This window comes from Nocardioides xinjiangensis (genome assembly GCF_017916385.1).
Lineage (GTDB): Bacteria > Actinomycetota > Actinomycetes > Propionibacteriales > Nocardioidaceae > Nocardioides > Nocardioides xinjiangensis.
In genome coordinates, this window is sequence record NZ_JAFMSW010000001.1 from 480,267 (window position 1) to 494,763 (window position 14,497).

Here is a 14,497-nt window from a genome sequence, read left to right on the forward strand (position 1 = left end):
CTCGTCGTTCAGCCCTTGTCCATGTAGGCCGACGCCGCGGAGCGCTCGACCTCGGCGACGGCACGGGCCAGGTCGGGCGCCTGCGCCAGCGCAGGGTCCTCGGAGAGTAGCGCCTCCGCCGCCTCGCGGGCACGGACGATGGTCTTCTCGTCGCGCAATACCCGAAGTGTGGCAAGGCCCGACCGGAAGCCCGACTGGCTGGCGCCGAGCACGTCGCCCTCGCGCCGCTGCTCGAGGTCGATGCGGCTCAGCTCGAAGCCGTCGGTCGTCGCGGCGACCGCGTCGAGCCGGTCGCGGGCGGCGGAGCCGGCCTCGGCGTGGCTGACCAGCAGGCAGAGCCCGGGCAGGCCGCCTCGGCCCACGCGGCCGCGCAGCTGGTGGAGCTGGGAGACGCCGAACCGGTCGGCGTCGAGCAGCACCATCGCGGTGGCGTTCGGCACGTCGACACCGACCTCGATGACGGTCGTGGAGACCAGCACGTCGACCTCCCCCGCCGCGAAGGCGCGCATGGTCCGGTCCTTGCCGTCGGGCGGCATCCTCCCGTGCAGGACGGCCGTGCGCAGCCCGGCGAGGGGGCCGGCGGCGAGCTCGGCGTGCACCTCCTCGACGGCCGCGAGCGCCCGCCTCGGCGCGACCTCGGCGCCGTCGTCGTCGAGCTCGACCTGCTCGGCCTCCCCCTCCTCCCGGGCGTCGGCGGAGATGCGCGGGCACACGACGTAGACCTGGTGGCCCTTCTCGACCTCCTCGCGCACCCGCTGCCAGACCCGGTCGATCCACGCCGGCTGGTCGGCGAGCGGGACGACGTTCGTCTGGATCGGCGCGCGCCCGGCGGGGAGCTCGCTGAGCACGGACGTCTCCAGGTCGCCGAAGACCGTCATGGCGACCGTGCGGGGGATGGGCGTCGCGGTCATGACGAGCACGTGCGGTGGGGCGCCGGCCTTGTCGGTCAGCGCCGCCCGCTGCTCCACGCCGAAGCGGTGCTGCTCGTCCACGACCACGAGGCCGAGGTCGGAGAGCTCCACCCGGTCCTCGAGCAGGGCGTGGGTGCCGATGACGATGCCGGCCTCCCCGGTGACCAGGCGCAGCATGGCCTCCTGCCGCGCCGCCCGGCCCATCGAGCCGGTGAGCAGCACGACCTGGGTCGCGTGCGCGGCGCCGCCGAGCATGCCGCCCTGGGCGAGGTCGCCGAGCATCGCCGAGATCGACCGGTGGTGCTGCTGCGCGAGCACCTCAGTGGGCGCGAGCAGGGCCGCCTGTCCCCCGGCGTCGACCACCTGGAGCATGGCGCGGAGCGCGACGAGGGTCTTGCCCGATCCCACCTCGCCCTGCAGCAGCCGGTGCATCGGGTGGTCGCGGGCGAGCTCGGCGGCGAGCAGGTCGCCGATCTCGCGCTGGCCGCCGGTGAGCTCGAAGGGCAGCCGGTCGTCGAAGGCCGCGAGCAGCCCGTCGTCGCGGCGCACGCGCGCCCGGGCTCCCTGCGCCCGGTGCGCGGCGCGGCGCCGGGCGAGCACCAGCTGGAGGACGAGGGCCTCCTCGAAGCGGAAGCGCTTCTGCGCGGCACCGACCTGGCTCCACTCGTCGGGGGCGTGGATCCAGCGGAGGGCCTGCATGACGTCCAGCAGCTCGTAGCGCTCGCGGAGCTCGGGGGTGAGCACGTCGGGGACGCCGGCCACCAGGTCGAGCGCCGCGGCGACCACCTTCTGGATGTCCCAGGTGTAGAGCTTGGCGGTGAGCGGGTAGACCGGCATCAGCCTGCTCAGCCTGGGGGCCTCGGGGCCGTCGAGGGCGAACCCGTGCGGCTGCTCGAGCTGCCAGCTGCCGCGGAACTGCTTGGCCTTGCCGGTGAAGACGACCCGGGTGCCCGGGCGGAACTCGGTCTCGTGGCGCTGCGCCATGGCGGCGTACGGGCTGAACAGGGTGACCGAGAAGTCGGGACCGTCGGTGCGCAGCCGCACCGTCGTGCGGAACTGCCGCCGGTTGCCGCTGGAGAACGGGGCGCTGTCGCACGAGCGCACCTCGCCGACGATCGTGAGCTGCTCGCCGACGGCAGGGGTGGCGACCTCGGACAGCTCGGTCGCGGCGACGTAGCGCCGCGGGAAGTGGCGCAGCAGGTCGCCGACGGTCCTCAGGCCGAGGCCCTCCTCGGCGAGCTTGCGCTTCTTGTGGTGGTTGCCGAAGACCGCCCCGATGGGGCTCTCCGGCGTGATCGCGACCATCGACGCCGACCGCTCACTCGACGCTGACCAGCAGCGGGTAGCGCGACTGGCCGCCCTCGTGGACGGCGACGTCGACGTGGGGGTGGTGCTCCTCGACGCGGGCGGCGACCTTCTCGGCGAGCGCGCCGCCGTCCTCACCCGAGACGATCGTCACGAGCTCCCCGCCGCCGGCGAGCAGGCGCTCGAGCACCTCCACCGCCACCTCCTCGAGGTCCGAGCCGACCACGGCGAAGTCGCCGGCGACGACCCCGAGCGCGTCGCCGGCCTCGCACGGGCCGGCCATCGTGATGGCCCGGCGGGCGGCGACGGTGACGGCGCCGTGCCGTACGTGGCGGGCCGTCGCCGTCATCTCGCGCACGTCGGCGTCGAAGCTCCTGCCGGGCTCGTGCACCGAGATGGCCGCGAGCCCCTGGACCTGCGCGTGGGTCGGGATGACCTCCACCGAGACGTCGTGCTCGGCCTCCGCGGTGCGGGCGGCGATCTCCGCGGCCCGGACGGTGTCGCCGTCGTTGGGCAGGACGACGACCTCGGCCGCGCCGCACCCGGTGATCGCCTCGAGCAGCTGGCCGGTGGACGGTCGCTGGCCGGGTCCGCCGGGCACCACCAGCGCGCCCGCGGACGTGAACAGCTCCGCGAGCCCGGCGCCCGCGGCGACCGCCACGACCTGGCGCCCGGTGCGGGAGGAGGCCCGCAGCCGGCCGGCGGCGGCCTGCTCGGCGAAGTGGGTGACCCGCACCCGGTGCGGACGGCCGGCAGCGATGCCCGCCTCGATCGCCGCGCCGACGTCGTCGACGTGCACGTGGACGTTCCACAGGCCCTCGCCGCCCACCACGACGAGGCTGTCGCCGAGCGCGGCGAGGCGGGTGCGGAGCTCGGCGATGCGCTCCTGCTCGTCGGAACCCACGTCGAGGAGGTACATCACCTCGTAGCCCGGCCCGTCCGGGGTGAGGTCCTCCCCCAGAACCGTGGCGGCGACCGGGATCTGGTGGGTGCCGATCGGGGCCGACCACGGCGACGGACGGCGTCCGGTCGCGGTCGTCTCCGCCGCGTCCAGCACGACGCACAGCCCGCGCCCGCCGGCGTCGACCACCCCCGCCTGCGCCAGGACCTCGAGCTGCTCGGGCGTGCGCGCGAGCGCCGCACGCGCGGCCGCGGCCGCCGCGGTGAACACCTCTCGCGTGCGGACCCCTCGCCCGGCCGCCTCCAGCGCCGCGTCGGAGGCGGCGCGCGACACGCTCAGGATCGTGCCCTCGACGGGCGTGCCGACAGCGGCGTAGCTGGCCTCCGTGGCCTCGGCCATCGCCGCGGCGATCGTCTCCGCCGGGCGGTCCGCGACCTCGGCCCCCGCGAGGTGGCGTACGTAGGCGCGCAGCATCTGGCTGAGGATCACGCCCGAGTTGCCGCGCGCGCCCATGAGCGCCGCCCGGGCCAGCACGGCCATCCCGTCGCCCAGCGACAGGTCGGGGTCGGCGGCCCGCGCCTCGCGGAGCGCGTCACGGGCGGCCGAGACGGTGAGGAACATGTTGGTGCCGGTGTCGCCGTCGGGCACGGGGTAGACGTTGAGCGCGTCGATCTCCTCGCGGGCCGAGGACAGCGCGTCGGTCGCGATGTCGACGAACCGCGCGACGCCGTCCAGCGTGATGCCGTGGGTGACGTGCTCCATCGAGTCGGTGTGCTCCCGGTGTCTGTGCTGCGATGTCTGCTGCTGCGGTCTGGTGGAGGTCCTGCCGGGTCCTGCCGGGTCGTGCTGGTGCCTGCCGGTGCCTGGGGGTCTGGTGGCGGGTGCGCCGCGGCGTCCGTCGTACGTCGCGGTGCGCGCCACAGGGTAGTGCCCGGCGGCGACGACGCTGCGATTTCATCTCGCCGCCGGTCCTCGGCTACTCTTGCGCGGTTGCCTGCTGCCACCTCCTGTGGCGTCCGGGCTCACGAACAACTGTCAACCTCGAACGGATCGGAGTGCACGGTGGCTGCCGTCTGCGACATCTGCGCCAAGAAGCCGGGCTTCGGAAACAACCGTCCCTGGTCGCGCAAGATCACGAAGCGTCGCTTCAACCCCAACATCCAGCGCGTCCGGGCGACCGTCAACGGCACGCCCAAGCGCCTCAACGTCTGCACCGGCTGCCTCAAGGCCGGCAAGGTCTCCCGCTGACCTGACCAGACTCGGTACGAGACCCCCGTCGCTGCTGCGGCGGGGGTCTCGTTCCATTTTCCGGGGGTCCTTGGCGGGTGCTGCGGATCCCCCGCTTAAGCGGGGGATTGCGAACTTCCGGTGGTGTGCAAGCCACTGGAAGTTCGCGACACGCTCACGAAGTCCGCGGCCCCGCCTGGCGGCGGGGAGCGTCATGCGGAGGCGTACGTATGGGTGCGGGTTCGTATGACGCAGGCCGGACACCGCAGGAGGGCGTCATGCGAAGGCGTACGTATAGGTGCGGGTTCGTATGACGCAGGCCGGACACCGCAGGAGGGCGTCATGCAAAGGCGTACGTATGGGTGCGGGTTCGTATGACGCAGGCCGGGACACCGGAGGAGGGCGTCATGCGAAGGCGTACCTGTAGGCGCGGGTTCGTATGACGCAGCCCGGGACCGCTCAGAAGTGCGTCCAGCCGGTCGGGCCGTCGTACTCGGCGCCGTCCACGGTGACGCCCTCCCCCGCCCGCACCTCGCCGATGACCTGCCAGCCGGAGGGCACCGACGCCACGTCGGGGAAGGTGGCGAGCAGGGAGTGGTCGTCGCCGCCACCGAGGATGAACTGCATCGGGTCGGCGCCGAGCGCGGCGCCCACGGCGTGCAGCGGCTCGGGCACCTCGAACGCGTCGCGGCGTACGTCGATCGCGACCCGGCTCGCGGCGGCGATGTGGCCCGCCTCGGCGAGGAGGCCGTCGGAGACGTCGATGAGGGAGGTGGCGCCGGCCTCGGCGGCCTCCGCGCCGGCGGCGTACGGCGGCTCGGGGCGGCGGTAGGCCTCCACCAGCGCGCGCGGCGAGCGGAACCCGCGGCCGAGCACCGCCAGGCCGCCGGCCGCCCAGCCCTGCCGGCCGGTGAGGGCGAGCACGTCGCCGGGCTGCGCCCCCGAGCGCAGCACCGGCGCCTGCGTGCACTGGCCCAGCACCGTGACCGCGACCACCACCTGGTCGGCGCGGGTGAGGTCGCCGCCCACGACGGTGGCGCCGATGCTCGCGCACTCCTGCGCGAAGCCGCGGGCCAGGTCGAGCGCCCACTCCACCGGAAGGTCGGCGGGCGCGGCCAGGCCGATCGTCAGGTGGCGCGCCGTCCCGCCCATGGCGTTGATGTCGGAGAGGTTCTGCGCGGCGGCCCGGTGACCCACGTCGGCGGCGCTCGCCCAGTCGCGGCGGAAGTGCCGTCCCTCGACCATGAGGTCGGTGGAGACCACCACGTGGCCGTGCCTGATCCGCAGGACGGCCGCGTCGTCGCCGGGGCCGACGAGCACGTGCTCGTCGGTCTCGAAGATGTCCACCAGCTGCGAGATCAGGCCGAACTCGCCGGCCTCGCCGAGGGTCGTCGTCGCGTCCGGAGCCATGCGCCCATCCCACCAGACCGGGACGCCGACCACCGTCACCCCGCCCCTGTCGGGTGCGCCGCGCGGCGCGGTAGGTTGTGCCGGTCACACCCGCTGAACGAGACCGAGGAGTCCACGATGGTCGTCCAGGCCTACATCCTGATCCAGACCGACGTCGGCAAGGCCGCCGAGGTTGCCCGCGAGATCGCCCAGGTCAAGGGCGTCACGCTCGCCGAGGACGTCACCGGTCCCTACGACGTGATCGTCCGCGCCGAGGCCAAGAACGTCGACGAGCTGGGCAAGCTCGTCGTCTCCAAGGTGCAGAACCTCGACGGCATCACCCGCACGCTCACGTGCCCCGTCGTCCACATCTGAGGCACCCGGCCCACGTGCCACCGAGTCGACGCCCCGGCCGCCTGAGGCACCGGGGCGTCGCCGCGCCCGGGGCCGCCCTCGCCGCGCTGGCCCTCGGCGGCTGCAGCGGCACGCCGACGATCGAGGACGTCGACCTCTCGTCCTCCGACCGCGCCGCCTGCGAGGCCCTCGTCGCCGCCCTCCCGGACACGCTGGCCGGGCAGGACCGGGTCGACGTACGGCCCGACGACGCCCTCGGCGCGGCCTGGGGCGACCCGGCGTACGTCCTGACCTGCGGTGTCGCCGAGCCGTCGGACTACGAGCCGACCGCGGAGTGCAGCGTCATCAAGGGCGTCGGCTGGTACGTCACCGACGAGCAGCTGCGCGACCCGGGTGAGGACGCGACGCCGGTCGCCCTCAGCCTGCGGCCGTACGTCGAGGTGCGGGTGCCGGCCGACTACCGGACCGAGGGCATCGACCGGGCGCTCGCCGACCTCGCGCCAGCGCTCAGGGGGCACCTCGGCGAGGGCCTGTCCTGCCTCTGAAGGCGCCGCCGGCTCGACGCCAGCTCGGCGCCCGCTCAGCGCCGGCCCAGCGCCGGCTCAGCGCAGCCCGGTGTCGCGGCGCAGCGCGAGCTGCAGCAACCGGTCGACCAGCTGGGGATAGGCCATCCCGGAGGCGGCCCACAGCTGCGGGTACATCGACGTCGGGGTGAAGCCCGGCATCGTGTTGAGCTCGTTGATGACCAGGGCCCCGTCGGGCATCACGAAGAAGTCGACCCGGGCCAGGCCCTCGCACGAGAGCGCCTCGAAGGCACGCACGGCCATCGCGCGCAGATGCTGCTCGGTCTCCGCGGGCAGGTCGGCGGGGATGTCGATCTCGGTGTGCTGGTCGGCGAGGTACTTGGCCTCGAAGTCGTAGAACTCGTGGTCGCCGCCGGTGCGCACCTCGCCGGGGCGCGACGTCTCCGGCGGCCCCTCGAAGGTGCCGAGCACGCCGCACTCGACCTCGCGGGCGCCCTCCATCGACTGCTCGACGAGCACCTTGGGGTCGTGCCGGAACGCCTCCTCGAGGGCCTCGTCGAGCTCCGAGGCGTCGTGCACCTTGCTGATGCCCATGCTCGACCCGGCGCGCGCGGGCTTGGCGAACGACGGGAAGCCCTGCTGCTCGACGCGGGCACGACAGCCGACCGGGTCCTGCTGCCACTCCGAGCGGGTCACCACGACCCCCGGCGTGACCGGGAGCCCGGCCGCCTGCAGCACGATCTTCATGTACGCCTTGTCCATGCCGACGGCCGAGGCGAGCACGCCCGAGCCGACGTAGCGCACGGCAGCCATCTCGAGCATCCCCTGCAGCGTGCCGTCCTCGCCCCAGGGCCCGTGCAGCAGCGGGAACACCACGTCGACCTCGCCGATCACCGACGGCACGCTCGACGGCTCGGTGACGACGAGGTCGGTCCCGGTGGTGGCACCCATCAGGGCGACGGGCGAGCGGTCGGCGTCGACCTCGGGGAGGTCGGAGCCGCGGATCGCGAGGCGGGCCGGCTCGTCGGCCTCGAGCACCCACCGCCCGTCGGTGGCGATGCCGACCGGCACCACGTCGTACGCCTCGCGGTCGATCGCGGCCAGCACGCTGCCCGCGGTGACGCACGAGATGCCGTGCTCGGAGGAGCGTCCACCGAACACCACGGCGACGCGCGGCTTCCGCGCGGTCTTGTCAGGCGAGGTGTCGTTCATCGCGACGACCCTATCCACCTACGCTGGCGCGCATGGCCACGGACTCGCCCGCCTCCCCGACGCCCGCCTCCCCGACACCTGCGCTCAAGCCCAGCACCATCGCCGTCACCGCCGGCCGCCCCGCGCGGACCCCGGACGCCCCGCTGAACACGCCGATCACGATGGCCGCGACCTACGTCGCGGGTGGCGAGGTGGAGTACGGCCGCTACGGCAACCCGACGTGGACGGCGCTCGAGGACGCGCTCGGCGCGCTCGAGGGCGGGCGCTGCCTGACGTTCGCGTCGGGCCTCGCGGCGGTCGCCACGGTGCTCGACCTGGTGGGGGCCGACGGCAAGGTCGTCGTGCCCAGGCACGCCTACACCGGCACGATCATGCAGCTCGGCGACCTCGAGGCACGCGGTCGCCTCCGCACGGAGCTCGTCGACGTCACGGACACCGACGCGGTGGTCGCGGCGTGCGACGGGGCCGCGCTCGTGTGGCTGGAGTCGCCCACCAACCCGGCGCTCGAGGTCGCCGACATCGCGACGATCACCGCGGCGGCGCACGAGGCGGGGGCGTACGTCGTCGTCGACAACACCTTCGCCACTCCCCTGCTCCAGCGGCCGCTCGAGGACGGCGTGGACCTCGTCGTCCACTCCGCCACCAAGTACCTCGCCGGCCACTCCGACGTGCAGATGGGCGCGATCGTCACCCGCGACGACGAGCTCCACGGCGTGCTGAAGGGCCGGCGTGACCTCGTCGGCGCGATCCCCGGCCCGTTCGAGGCGTGGCTGACGCTGCGGGGGCTGCGCACCCTGCACCTGCGGGTCGAGCGGGCGCAGGCCAACGCCGAGGAGCTCGTCCGCCGCCTCGCCGAGCATCCCGCGCTCTCGGAGGTCCGCTACCCCGGCTTCGGCGGGATCGTCAGCATCGTCCTCGCGCAGGGCGAGGTCGCGGCCGACCTGCTCAGCCGCAAGACCCGGCTGTGGATCCACGCCACGTCGCTCGGCGGCGTGGAGTCGAGCCTCGAGCGCCGCCGCCGCTGGAAGGCGGAGGCGGCGACCATCCCCGACGGGCTGGTCCGCCTGTCGGTCGGGATCGAGGACGTCGACGACCTCTGGGACGACCTGCGCACCGCCCTCGACGGGTGCGTGGGCTGAGCGCAGCGGGCCCGTGCGCCGTCAGTGCAGCTCGGGCTTGGTGTCGCGGGCGATGAAGGAGTTCATCATGTCGTGCGCGGTCATCCTGCCGTCCACGACCGCGTCGACCGCCTCGGCGATCGGAGCGTCCACGCCGGTGCGCCGCGCCAGCTCGAGCAGGGACTTGCAGGACTTGGCCCCCTCGGCGACCTGGCGCGTGGAGGCGTAGATCTCCGCGGTGGTCATCCCCTGGCCGAGACGCTCGCCGAACGTGCGGTTGCGCGACAGCGGCGAGGAGCAGGTGGCGACGAGGTCGCCCAGGCCGGCCAGGCCCATCAGGGTCAGCGGGTTCGCGCCCTGCGCCGTGGCCAGGCGGGCGGTCTCCGCGAGACCGCGGGTGATCACCGAGGCGGTGGTGTTGTCGCCGAAGCCGAGCCCGACGGCCATGCCGACGGCGATCCCGACGACGTTCTTGTAGGCGCCGCCGATCTCGCAGCCGAGCACGTCGACCGACGTGTAGGGCCGCCACGACGGCCCGTGCGTCAGGGCCTGGATGTGCTTGGCCCGCTCCTCGTCGAGGCAGGCCACCACCGAGGCCGCGGGCTCGCGGCGCGCGATCTCGCGCGCCAGGTTGGGCCCGCTGACCACGGCGATGCGGTCGGCGGGGGCGTCGGTCACCTCCTGGATGACCTCGCTCATCCGCATCAGGGAGCCGAGCTCCACGCCCTTCATCAGCGAGACCAGCGTGGCCTGCCGCGGCAGGATCGGCGCCCACGTGGTGAGGTTCTCGCGCAGGCTCTGCGACGGCACGGTGAGCACGACGACGTCGGCGTCGGCGGCCACCCGCTCAGGGTCGGTCGAGGCCGTGATCGACGGCGGCAGCTCGACGCCCGGCAGGTACTCGGTGTTCTCGCGACGGTCGTTGACCGCCTCGACGACCTCGTCGCGCCGCGCCCACAGCGACACCTCGTTGCCGGCGTCGGCGAGGACCAGGGAGAAGGCCGTGCCCCAGGAGCCGGCGCTGAACACTGCGATCTTCGTCATCGGCTGCGCTTCCTCGTCCTGGGCTGGTTCTTCGGGCGGGTCCGGGACTCCTCGCGGGGGTTGCCGGTCTCCCGCACGCCGCTGCGGCGCGGGTCGTACCGCTCGGCCGGGGCGGTCGCGCCCCGGAGGTCCTCCACCAGTCCGGTGATGGCCGCCATGATGCGGTCGGTCGCCTGGGCCGTGACCTCCGGGGTCGGCGGCAGCGCGAGCAGGTCGTCCAGCTGCACCGGGTCTCCGGCCTTCATGGTGATGTTCTTGCGCGGCAGCAGGTGCGGCGTGGTGGTGTACGGCGGCAGCACCTCCTGCGCGCCCCACTGCCCCACGGGGATGACGGGGCACCCGGTGGCGAGGGCGATGCGCGCCGCCCCGGTCTTGCCCTTCATCGGCCACAGGTCCGGGTCGCGGGTCAGCGTGCCCTCCGGGTAGATCACGATGCACTCACCGGCGGTGATCGCCCGCACGGCGGCGTCGTAGGCGCCCACCGCGTTGCGGCTGAGCCGCTCGACCGGGATCTGCCCGGCGGAGCTGAGGAAGCCGCCGAGGTACTTGTTCGTGAAGAGCCCCGACTTCGCGAGGTAGCGCGGCAGCCGGCCGTGGTCGTAGACGAAGTGCGCCGAGACCAGCGGGTCGATGTGGGAGATGTGGTTGATCGCGATGATGCAGCCACCGGAGGCGGGGATCTTCTCCCCGTCGATCCAGGTGCGCGACGTCGCTGCGAGCAGCGTCGGCTTCAGGATGCTCGCGGCGACGGTCATGGCCCATCCGCGCTTCCGCTCCAGCTTCCTGACGCGCACGCCCCACCCCTCCCATCCGACGGTCGCGAGCAGGCTACTCGGTCGCACCGGTGCGGGGGCTGCACCGGCACGCTGTCCCACATGGGAGGATCCAGACGATGTCCCAGCCCGCTCCGGCCCTCCGACCCCGCTGCGTGGTCGTCGTCCCGGTCAAGCCGCCCGCGTTCGGCAAGTCCCGCCTGAGCGGGCTCGACGACGACGAGCGGCGCGCGCTGGCGGAGGCGTTCGCGCTCGACACCGTGCAGGCGGTCGCCGCCACCCCCGGCGTGCACGCCGTCCTGGTGGTGACCGACGACTTCCGGCTGGCCTCGCGCGTGCGCGCCTTCGGTTGCGAGGTGATCCCCGACGGCACCACCGAGGACCTCAACGCCACCCTCGTCCAGGGCTGCGCCGAGGCCGTGCGCCGCTGGCCGGGCGCGGTGCCCGTCGCGCTGTGCGCGGACCTCCCGGGGCTGCGTCCCGTCGAGCTGGCCGGCGTGCTGGGCGAGGTCGTCGCGCAGGTGGAGGCCGGGCGGGCGGCGTACGTGCGGGACGCCTCCGGCGCCGGCACGACCCTGTACGCCGCTCCCGCCGAGCGCTTCGACCCCCTCTTCGGCGCGGCGTCCGCGGCGCGGCACGAGGCGGCGGGTGCGGTCGAGGTGGGCGCCACCGCGACCAGCGTGCGCACCGACGTCGACGACCTGGCCGACCTGGACGCCGCGCTCGCCGCGGGCGTCGGCCCGCACACCTCGCACGCGAGCCGAGGGCGGGCCACCCCGTCGGGGTGACCCGCCCTCGCTCCTGACCGCCGGGCCCGCAGCCCGCCGGCTCAGGACGACTTCTTGGCCGCGGCCTTCTTCGCCGCGGCCTTCTTCGCCGGGGCCTTCTTGGCCGGGGCCTTCTTGGCGGCGGTCTTGGTGGCGGCCGTCTTCTCGGCCGGAGCGGTCTTCTTCGCGGTCGAGGACGACGACGACTTCTTGGCCGAGGCCGCCTTCTTCGTCGACGAGGATGACGACGACGAGGAGGAGGACGACGAGGATGAGGAGGAGGACTTCTTGGCGGCGGTCTTCTTGGCCGGAGCGGCCTTCTTCGTGGTCGAGGTCGAGGAGGTGCCCGACGTGGCCGTCGAGGAGGAGGACTTCGAGGCGGCCTTCTTGGCGCTCGCGCCGGTGACGGCGGCCGCGGCCGCGCGGACGCCCGGGGGCTTGGGCATGGTGGCAGCGGTCAGCCGCGGCAGCTTCTTGGCACCGGAGATGACGTCGCGCAGCTCCTTGCCCGGGGAGAACTTCGGCACCGACTTCTTCTTGGACTTGATCCGCTCGCCGGTCTGCGGGTTGCGGACCCAGCGGGCGTTGCGCACGGCCTTCTCGAACGAGCCGAAGCCGGTCATGGCGACCTTCTCGCCCCGCGCGACCTCGCGCGTGATGGTGTCGAGCACCGACTCCAGTGCGTACGCCGCCTGCTTGCGGTTCCCCTCGTAACGCGCAGCGAGCGCGTCGATGAGCTCAGACTTGTTCACTAGCTTCCCTTCCAATGAACCCCGGTGCCGAGCTCGTGCCCGACTCTCTGCAGGGCACGCTAAGCACATGGAAGGGTGAGGACAATCACCGATGCCCTTGTTTCACGGGGAAATTCAAGCGGTGACGGGCTTCCAGCTCGGGCGCGTCGCCTCGAACGCGGCGATGTCGGCGTCGTGCCCCAGCGTGATCCCGATGTCGTCGAGGCCCTCCAGCAGGCGCCAGCGGGTGTAGTCGTCGATGTCGAAGGAGTCCTCGACGGCGTCCGCGCCGGCGCCGGCGCGGATCGTGCGGCTCTCCAGGTCGACGGTGACCTCGCCGCCCGGGTGGTCCTCGAGCCAGTCCCACAGGCGCTGCACGACCTTCTCGTCGACCTGGGCCGCCAGCAGGCCGGCCTTGCCGGAGTTGCCGCGGAAGATGTCGGCGAAGCGGGAGGAGACGACGACCTTGAAGCCGTAGTTCTGCAGGGCCCAGACGGCGTGCTCGCGGGAGCTGCCGGTGCCGAAGTCGGGTCCGGCGACGAGCACCGAACCGGTCGCGTACGTCGGGTCGTTGAGCACGAACGCGGGGTCGTTGCGCCACGCGGCGAACAGCCCGTCCTCGAAGCCGGTGCGCGTCACCCGCTTGAGGTAGACCGCCGGGATGATCTGGTCGGTGTCGACGTTGCTGCGCTTCAGCGGCACGCCGACGCCGGTGTGGGTGGTGAACTTGTCCATCGTCTGGGGCTCCTTGGGGTGCTGACGGCTCAGGCGATCGGCGCCAGGTCGGCCGGGGACGAGAGGGTGCCGCGCACCGCGGTGGCGGCCGCGACGGGCACCGAGACGAGGTGCGTGCGCCCGCCCTTGCCCTGCCGGCCCTCGAAGTTGCGGTTGGACGTCGATGCGCTGCGCTCGCCGGGGGCCAGCTGGTCGGGGTTCATGCCCAGGCACATCGAGCAGCCGGCGCCGCGCCACTCGGCACCGGCGGCGGTGAAGACCTTGTCGAGGCCCTCGGCCTCGGCCTGGAGGCGTACGCGCACCGAGCCGGGCACGACCAGCAGCCGCGTGTCGGCGGCGACCCGGCGGCCGTCGAGGATGGACGCGGCCAGGCGCAGGTCCTCGATGCGGCCGTTGGTGCAGGAGCCGACGAAGACGGTGTCCACCTTGACCTCGCGCAGCGGGGTGCCGGCCTCGAGCCCCATGTACTGCAGGGCCTTCTCGGTCGCGACCTTGTCGGTGGGCTCGTCGAAGTCGTCGGGGCTCGGGACGCTGGCACCCAGCGGCGCGCCCTGGCCGGGGTTGGTGCCCCAGGTGACGAACGGCGTCATGGTGGAGGCGTCGAGCTCGATCTCCTTGTCGAACACCGCGTCGTCGTCGGTGCGCAGCGTCCTCCAGTGGGCGACGGCGGCGTCCCAGTCGGCTCCCGTGGGCGCCTCGGGACGGCCCTCGATGTAGTCGAACGTCGTCTGGTCGGGGGCGATCAGGCCGGCCTTCGCGCCCCACTCGATCGACATGTTGCACACCGTCATCCGGCCCTCCATCGAGAGCTCCTCGATGGCCTGGCCGCGGTACTCCACGATGTAGCCCTGCCCGCCGCCCGTGCCGGTGTGCGCGATCAGGGTCAGGACGAGGTCCTTGGCGGTGACGCCCTCGGGGAGGCTGCCGTTGACGGTGACCGCCATCGTCCGGGGCCGCGCCTGGGTCAGGGTCTGGGTCGCGAGGACGTGCTCGACCTCGGACGTGCCGATGCCGAACGCGATCGCGCCGAACGCACCGTGGGTGGAGGTGTGCGAGTCGCCGCACACGATCGTCATGCCGGGCTGGGTGAGCCCGAGCTGCGGCCCGACGACGTGGACGATGCCCTGCTCGATGTCACCGAGCGGGTGGAGGCGGACGCCGAAGTCAGCGGCGTTCTTGCGCAGGGTCTCGACCTGGGTGCGGCTCACCGGGTCGGCGATCGGCTTGTCCCAGTCCACGGTCGGGACGTTGTGGTCCTCGGTCGCGAGGGTGAGGTCCGGGCGGCGTACGGTGCGGTTGGCGAGCCGGAGCCCGTCGAAGGCCTGCGGCGAGGTCACCTCGTGCAGGAGGTGCAGGTCGATGTAGAGGAGGTCGGGCTCTCCCGGGGCACTCCGGACGACGTGCTCGTCCCAGACCTTCTCGGACAGGGTCTTGCCCATGCTGCGAACTCCTTCACTTGGTGCGGTGAGGACGACCCTACGGCTTGCATCCCACTCCCTGAGATGA

14 protein-coding genes are annotated in these 14,497 nt (G+C 73.3%); 5 read left to right on the forward strand and 9 right to left on the reverse strand.

What is annotated here, in order from left to right; translation table 11 throughout:
- Positions 1-8: 8 nt before the first annotated feature.
- Complete coding sequence (locus J3P32_RS02335; protein ID WP_210438257.1) at positions 9-2,216, reverse strand: ATP-dependent DNA helicase RecG; 2,208 nt, start codon at positions 2,214-2,216, stop codon at positions 9-11.
- Between the two features lie 13 nt (positions 2,217-2,229).
- Entirely contained in the window at positions 2,230-3,879 is a 1,650-nt protein-coding gene (locus tag J3P32_RS02340; RefSeq protein ID WP_210438258.1) for a DAK2 domain-containing protein, read from the reverse strand.
- Between the two features lie 300 nt (positions 3,880-4,179).
- Here J3P32_RS02340 and rpmB point away from each other — a divergent pair, with 300 nt between their 5' ends.
- Positions 4,180-4,365: a 50S ribosomal protein L28 gene (gene rpmB / locus J3P32_RS02345; protein ID WP_056602600.1), complete on the forward strand. Its 186-nt coding sequence runs from the start codon at positions 4,180-4,182 to the stop codon at positions 4,363-4,365.
- Between the two features lie 438 nt (positions 4,366-4,803).
- Here the strand turns inward: rpmB and J3P32_RS02350 are convergent, their stop codons facing one another.
- Positions 4,804-5,754: a thiamine-phosphate kinase gene (locus tag J3P32_RS02350; RefSeq protein ID WP_210438259.1), complete on the reverse strand. Its 951-nt coding sequence runs from the start codon at positions 5,752-5,754 to the stop codon at positions 4,804-4,806.
- Positions 5,755-5,871: 117 nt separating this feature from the next.
- On the opposite strand from J3P32_RS02350, the gene J3P32_RS02355 reads away from it, so the two are divergent.
- Both J3P32_RS02355 and J3P32_RS02360 read left to right on the forward strand, forming a co-directional pair.
- Positions 5,872-6,108 (forward strand): Lrp/AsnC family transcriptional regulator, encoded by a 237-nt coding sequence (locus J3P32_RS02355; RefSeq protein WP_129454702.1) that lies wholly within the window; start codon positions 5,872-5,874, stop codon positions 6,106-6,108.
- A gap of 14 nt (positions 6,109-6,122) precedes the next feature.
- A complete protein-coding gene (locus tag J3P32_RS02360; protein ID WP_210438260.1) occupies positions 6,123-6,632 on the forward strand; it encodes a DUF3515 domain-containing protein in 510 nt (169 codons plus the stop codon).
- A 57-nt stretch (positions 6,633-6,689) separates the two neighbouring features.
- Here J3P32_RS02360 and J3P32_RS02365 read toward each other — a convergent pair whose 3' ends face one another.
- Entirely contained in the window at positions 6,690-7,823 is a 1,134-nt protein-coding gene (locus J3P32_RS02365) for a D-alanine--D-alanine ligase family protein (protein ID WP_210438261.1), read from the reverse strand.
- A 32-nt stretch (positions 7,824-7,855) separates the two neighbouring features.
- Here J3P32_RS02365 and J3P32_RS02370 point away from each other — a divergent pair, with 32 nt between their 5' ends.
- A complete protein-coding gene (locus tag J3P32_RS02370) occupies positions 7,856-8,962 on the forward strand; it encodes a trans-sulfuration enzyme family protein (protein ID WP_210438262.1) in 1,107 nt (368 codons plus the stop codon).
- A 21-nt stretch (positions 8,963-8,983) separates the two neighbouring features.
- On the opposite strand, the gene J3P32_RS02375 is transcribed toward J3P32_RS02370, so the two are convergent.
- Both J3P32_RS02375 and J3P32_RS02380 read right to left on the reverse strand, forming a co-directional pair.
- Entirely contained in the window at positions 8,984-9,985 is a 1,002-nt protein-coding gene (locus tag J3P32_RS02375) for an NAD(P)H-dependent glycerol-3-phosphate dehydrogenase (protein ID WP_210438263.1), read from the reverse strand.
- Positions 9,982-10,779, reverse strand: a complete 798-nt coding sequence (locus J3P32_RS02380) for a lysophospholipid acyltransferase family protein (protein ID WP_307861561.1) — start codon at positions 10,777-10,779, stop codon at positions 9,982-9,984. Before J3P32_RS02380 ends, J3P32_RS02375 begins: the two co-directional genes overlap by 4 nt.
- A 98-nt stretch (positions 10,780-10,877) precedes the next feature.
- Here J3P32_RS02380 and cofC point away from each other — a divergent pair, with 98 nt between their 5' ends.
- Complete coding sequence (gene cofC / locus J3P32_RS02385) at positions 10,878-11,546, forward strand: 2-phospho-L-lactate guanylyltransferase (RefSeq protein WP_210438264.1); 669 nt, start codon at positions 10,878-10,880, stop codon at positions 11,544-11,546.
- Between the two features lie 41 nt (positions 11,547-11,587).
- On the opposite strand, the gene J3P32_RS02390 is transcribed toward cofC, so the two are convergent.
- The 3 genes from J3P32_RS02390 to leuC form a co-directional block, all read right to left on the reverse strand.
- Positions 11,588-12,277 carry an HU family DNA-binding protein gene (locus tag J3P32_RS02390; RefSeq protein WP_210438265.1) on the reverse strand — a complete coding sequence of 230 codons (690 nt, stop codon included), beginning with the start codon at positions 12,275-12,277 and terminating at the stop codon, positions 11,588-11,590.
- A 114-nt stretch (positions 12,278-12,391) separates the two neighbouring features.
- The gene (gene leuD / locus J3P32_RS02395) at positions 12,392-12,991 is read right to left on the reverse strand and encodes a 3-isopropylmalate dehydratase small subunit (RefSeq protein WP_210438266.1); all 600 of its coding nucleotides are present in this window, start codon (positions 12,989-12,991) and stop codon (positions 12,392-12,394) included.
- A gap of 29 nt (positions 12,992-13,020) precedes the next feature.
- On the reverse strand, positions 13,021-14,430 hold the full coding sequence (leuC, locus tag J3P32_RS02400) for a 3-isopropylmalate dehydratase large subunit (protein ID WP_210438267.1): 1,410 nt from the start codon (positions 14,428-14,430) through the stop codon (positions 13,021-13,023).
- Positions 14,431-14,497: the final 67 nt, after the last annotated feature.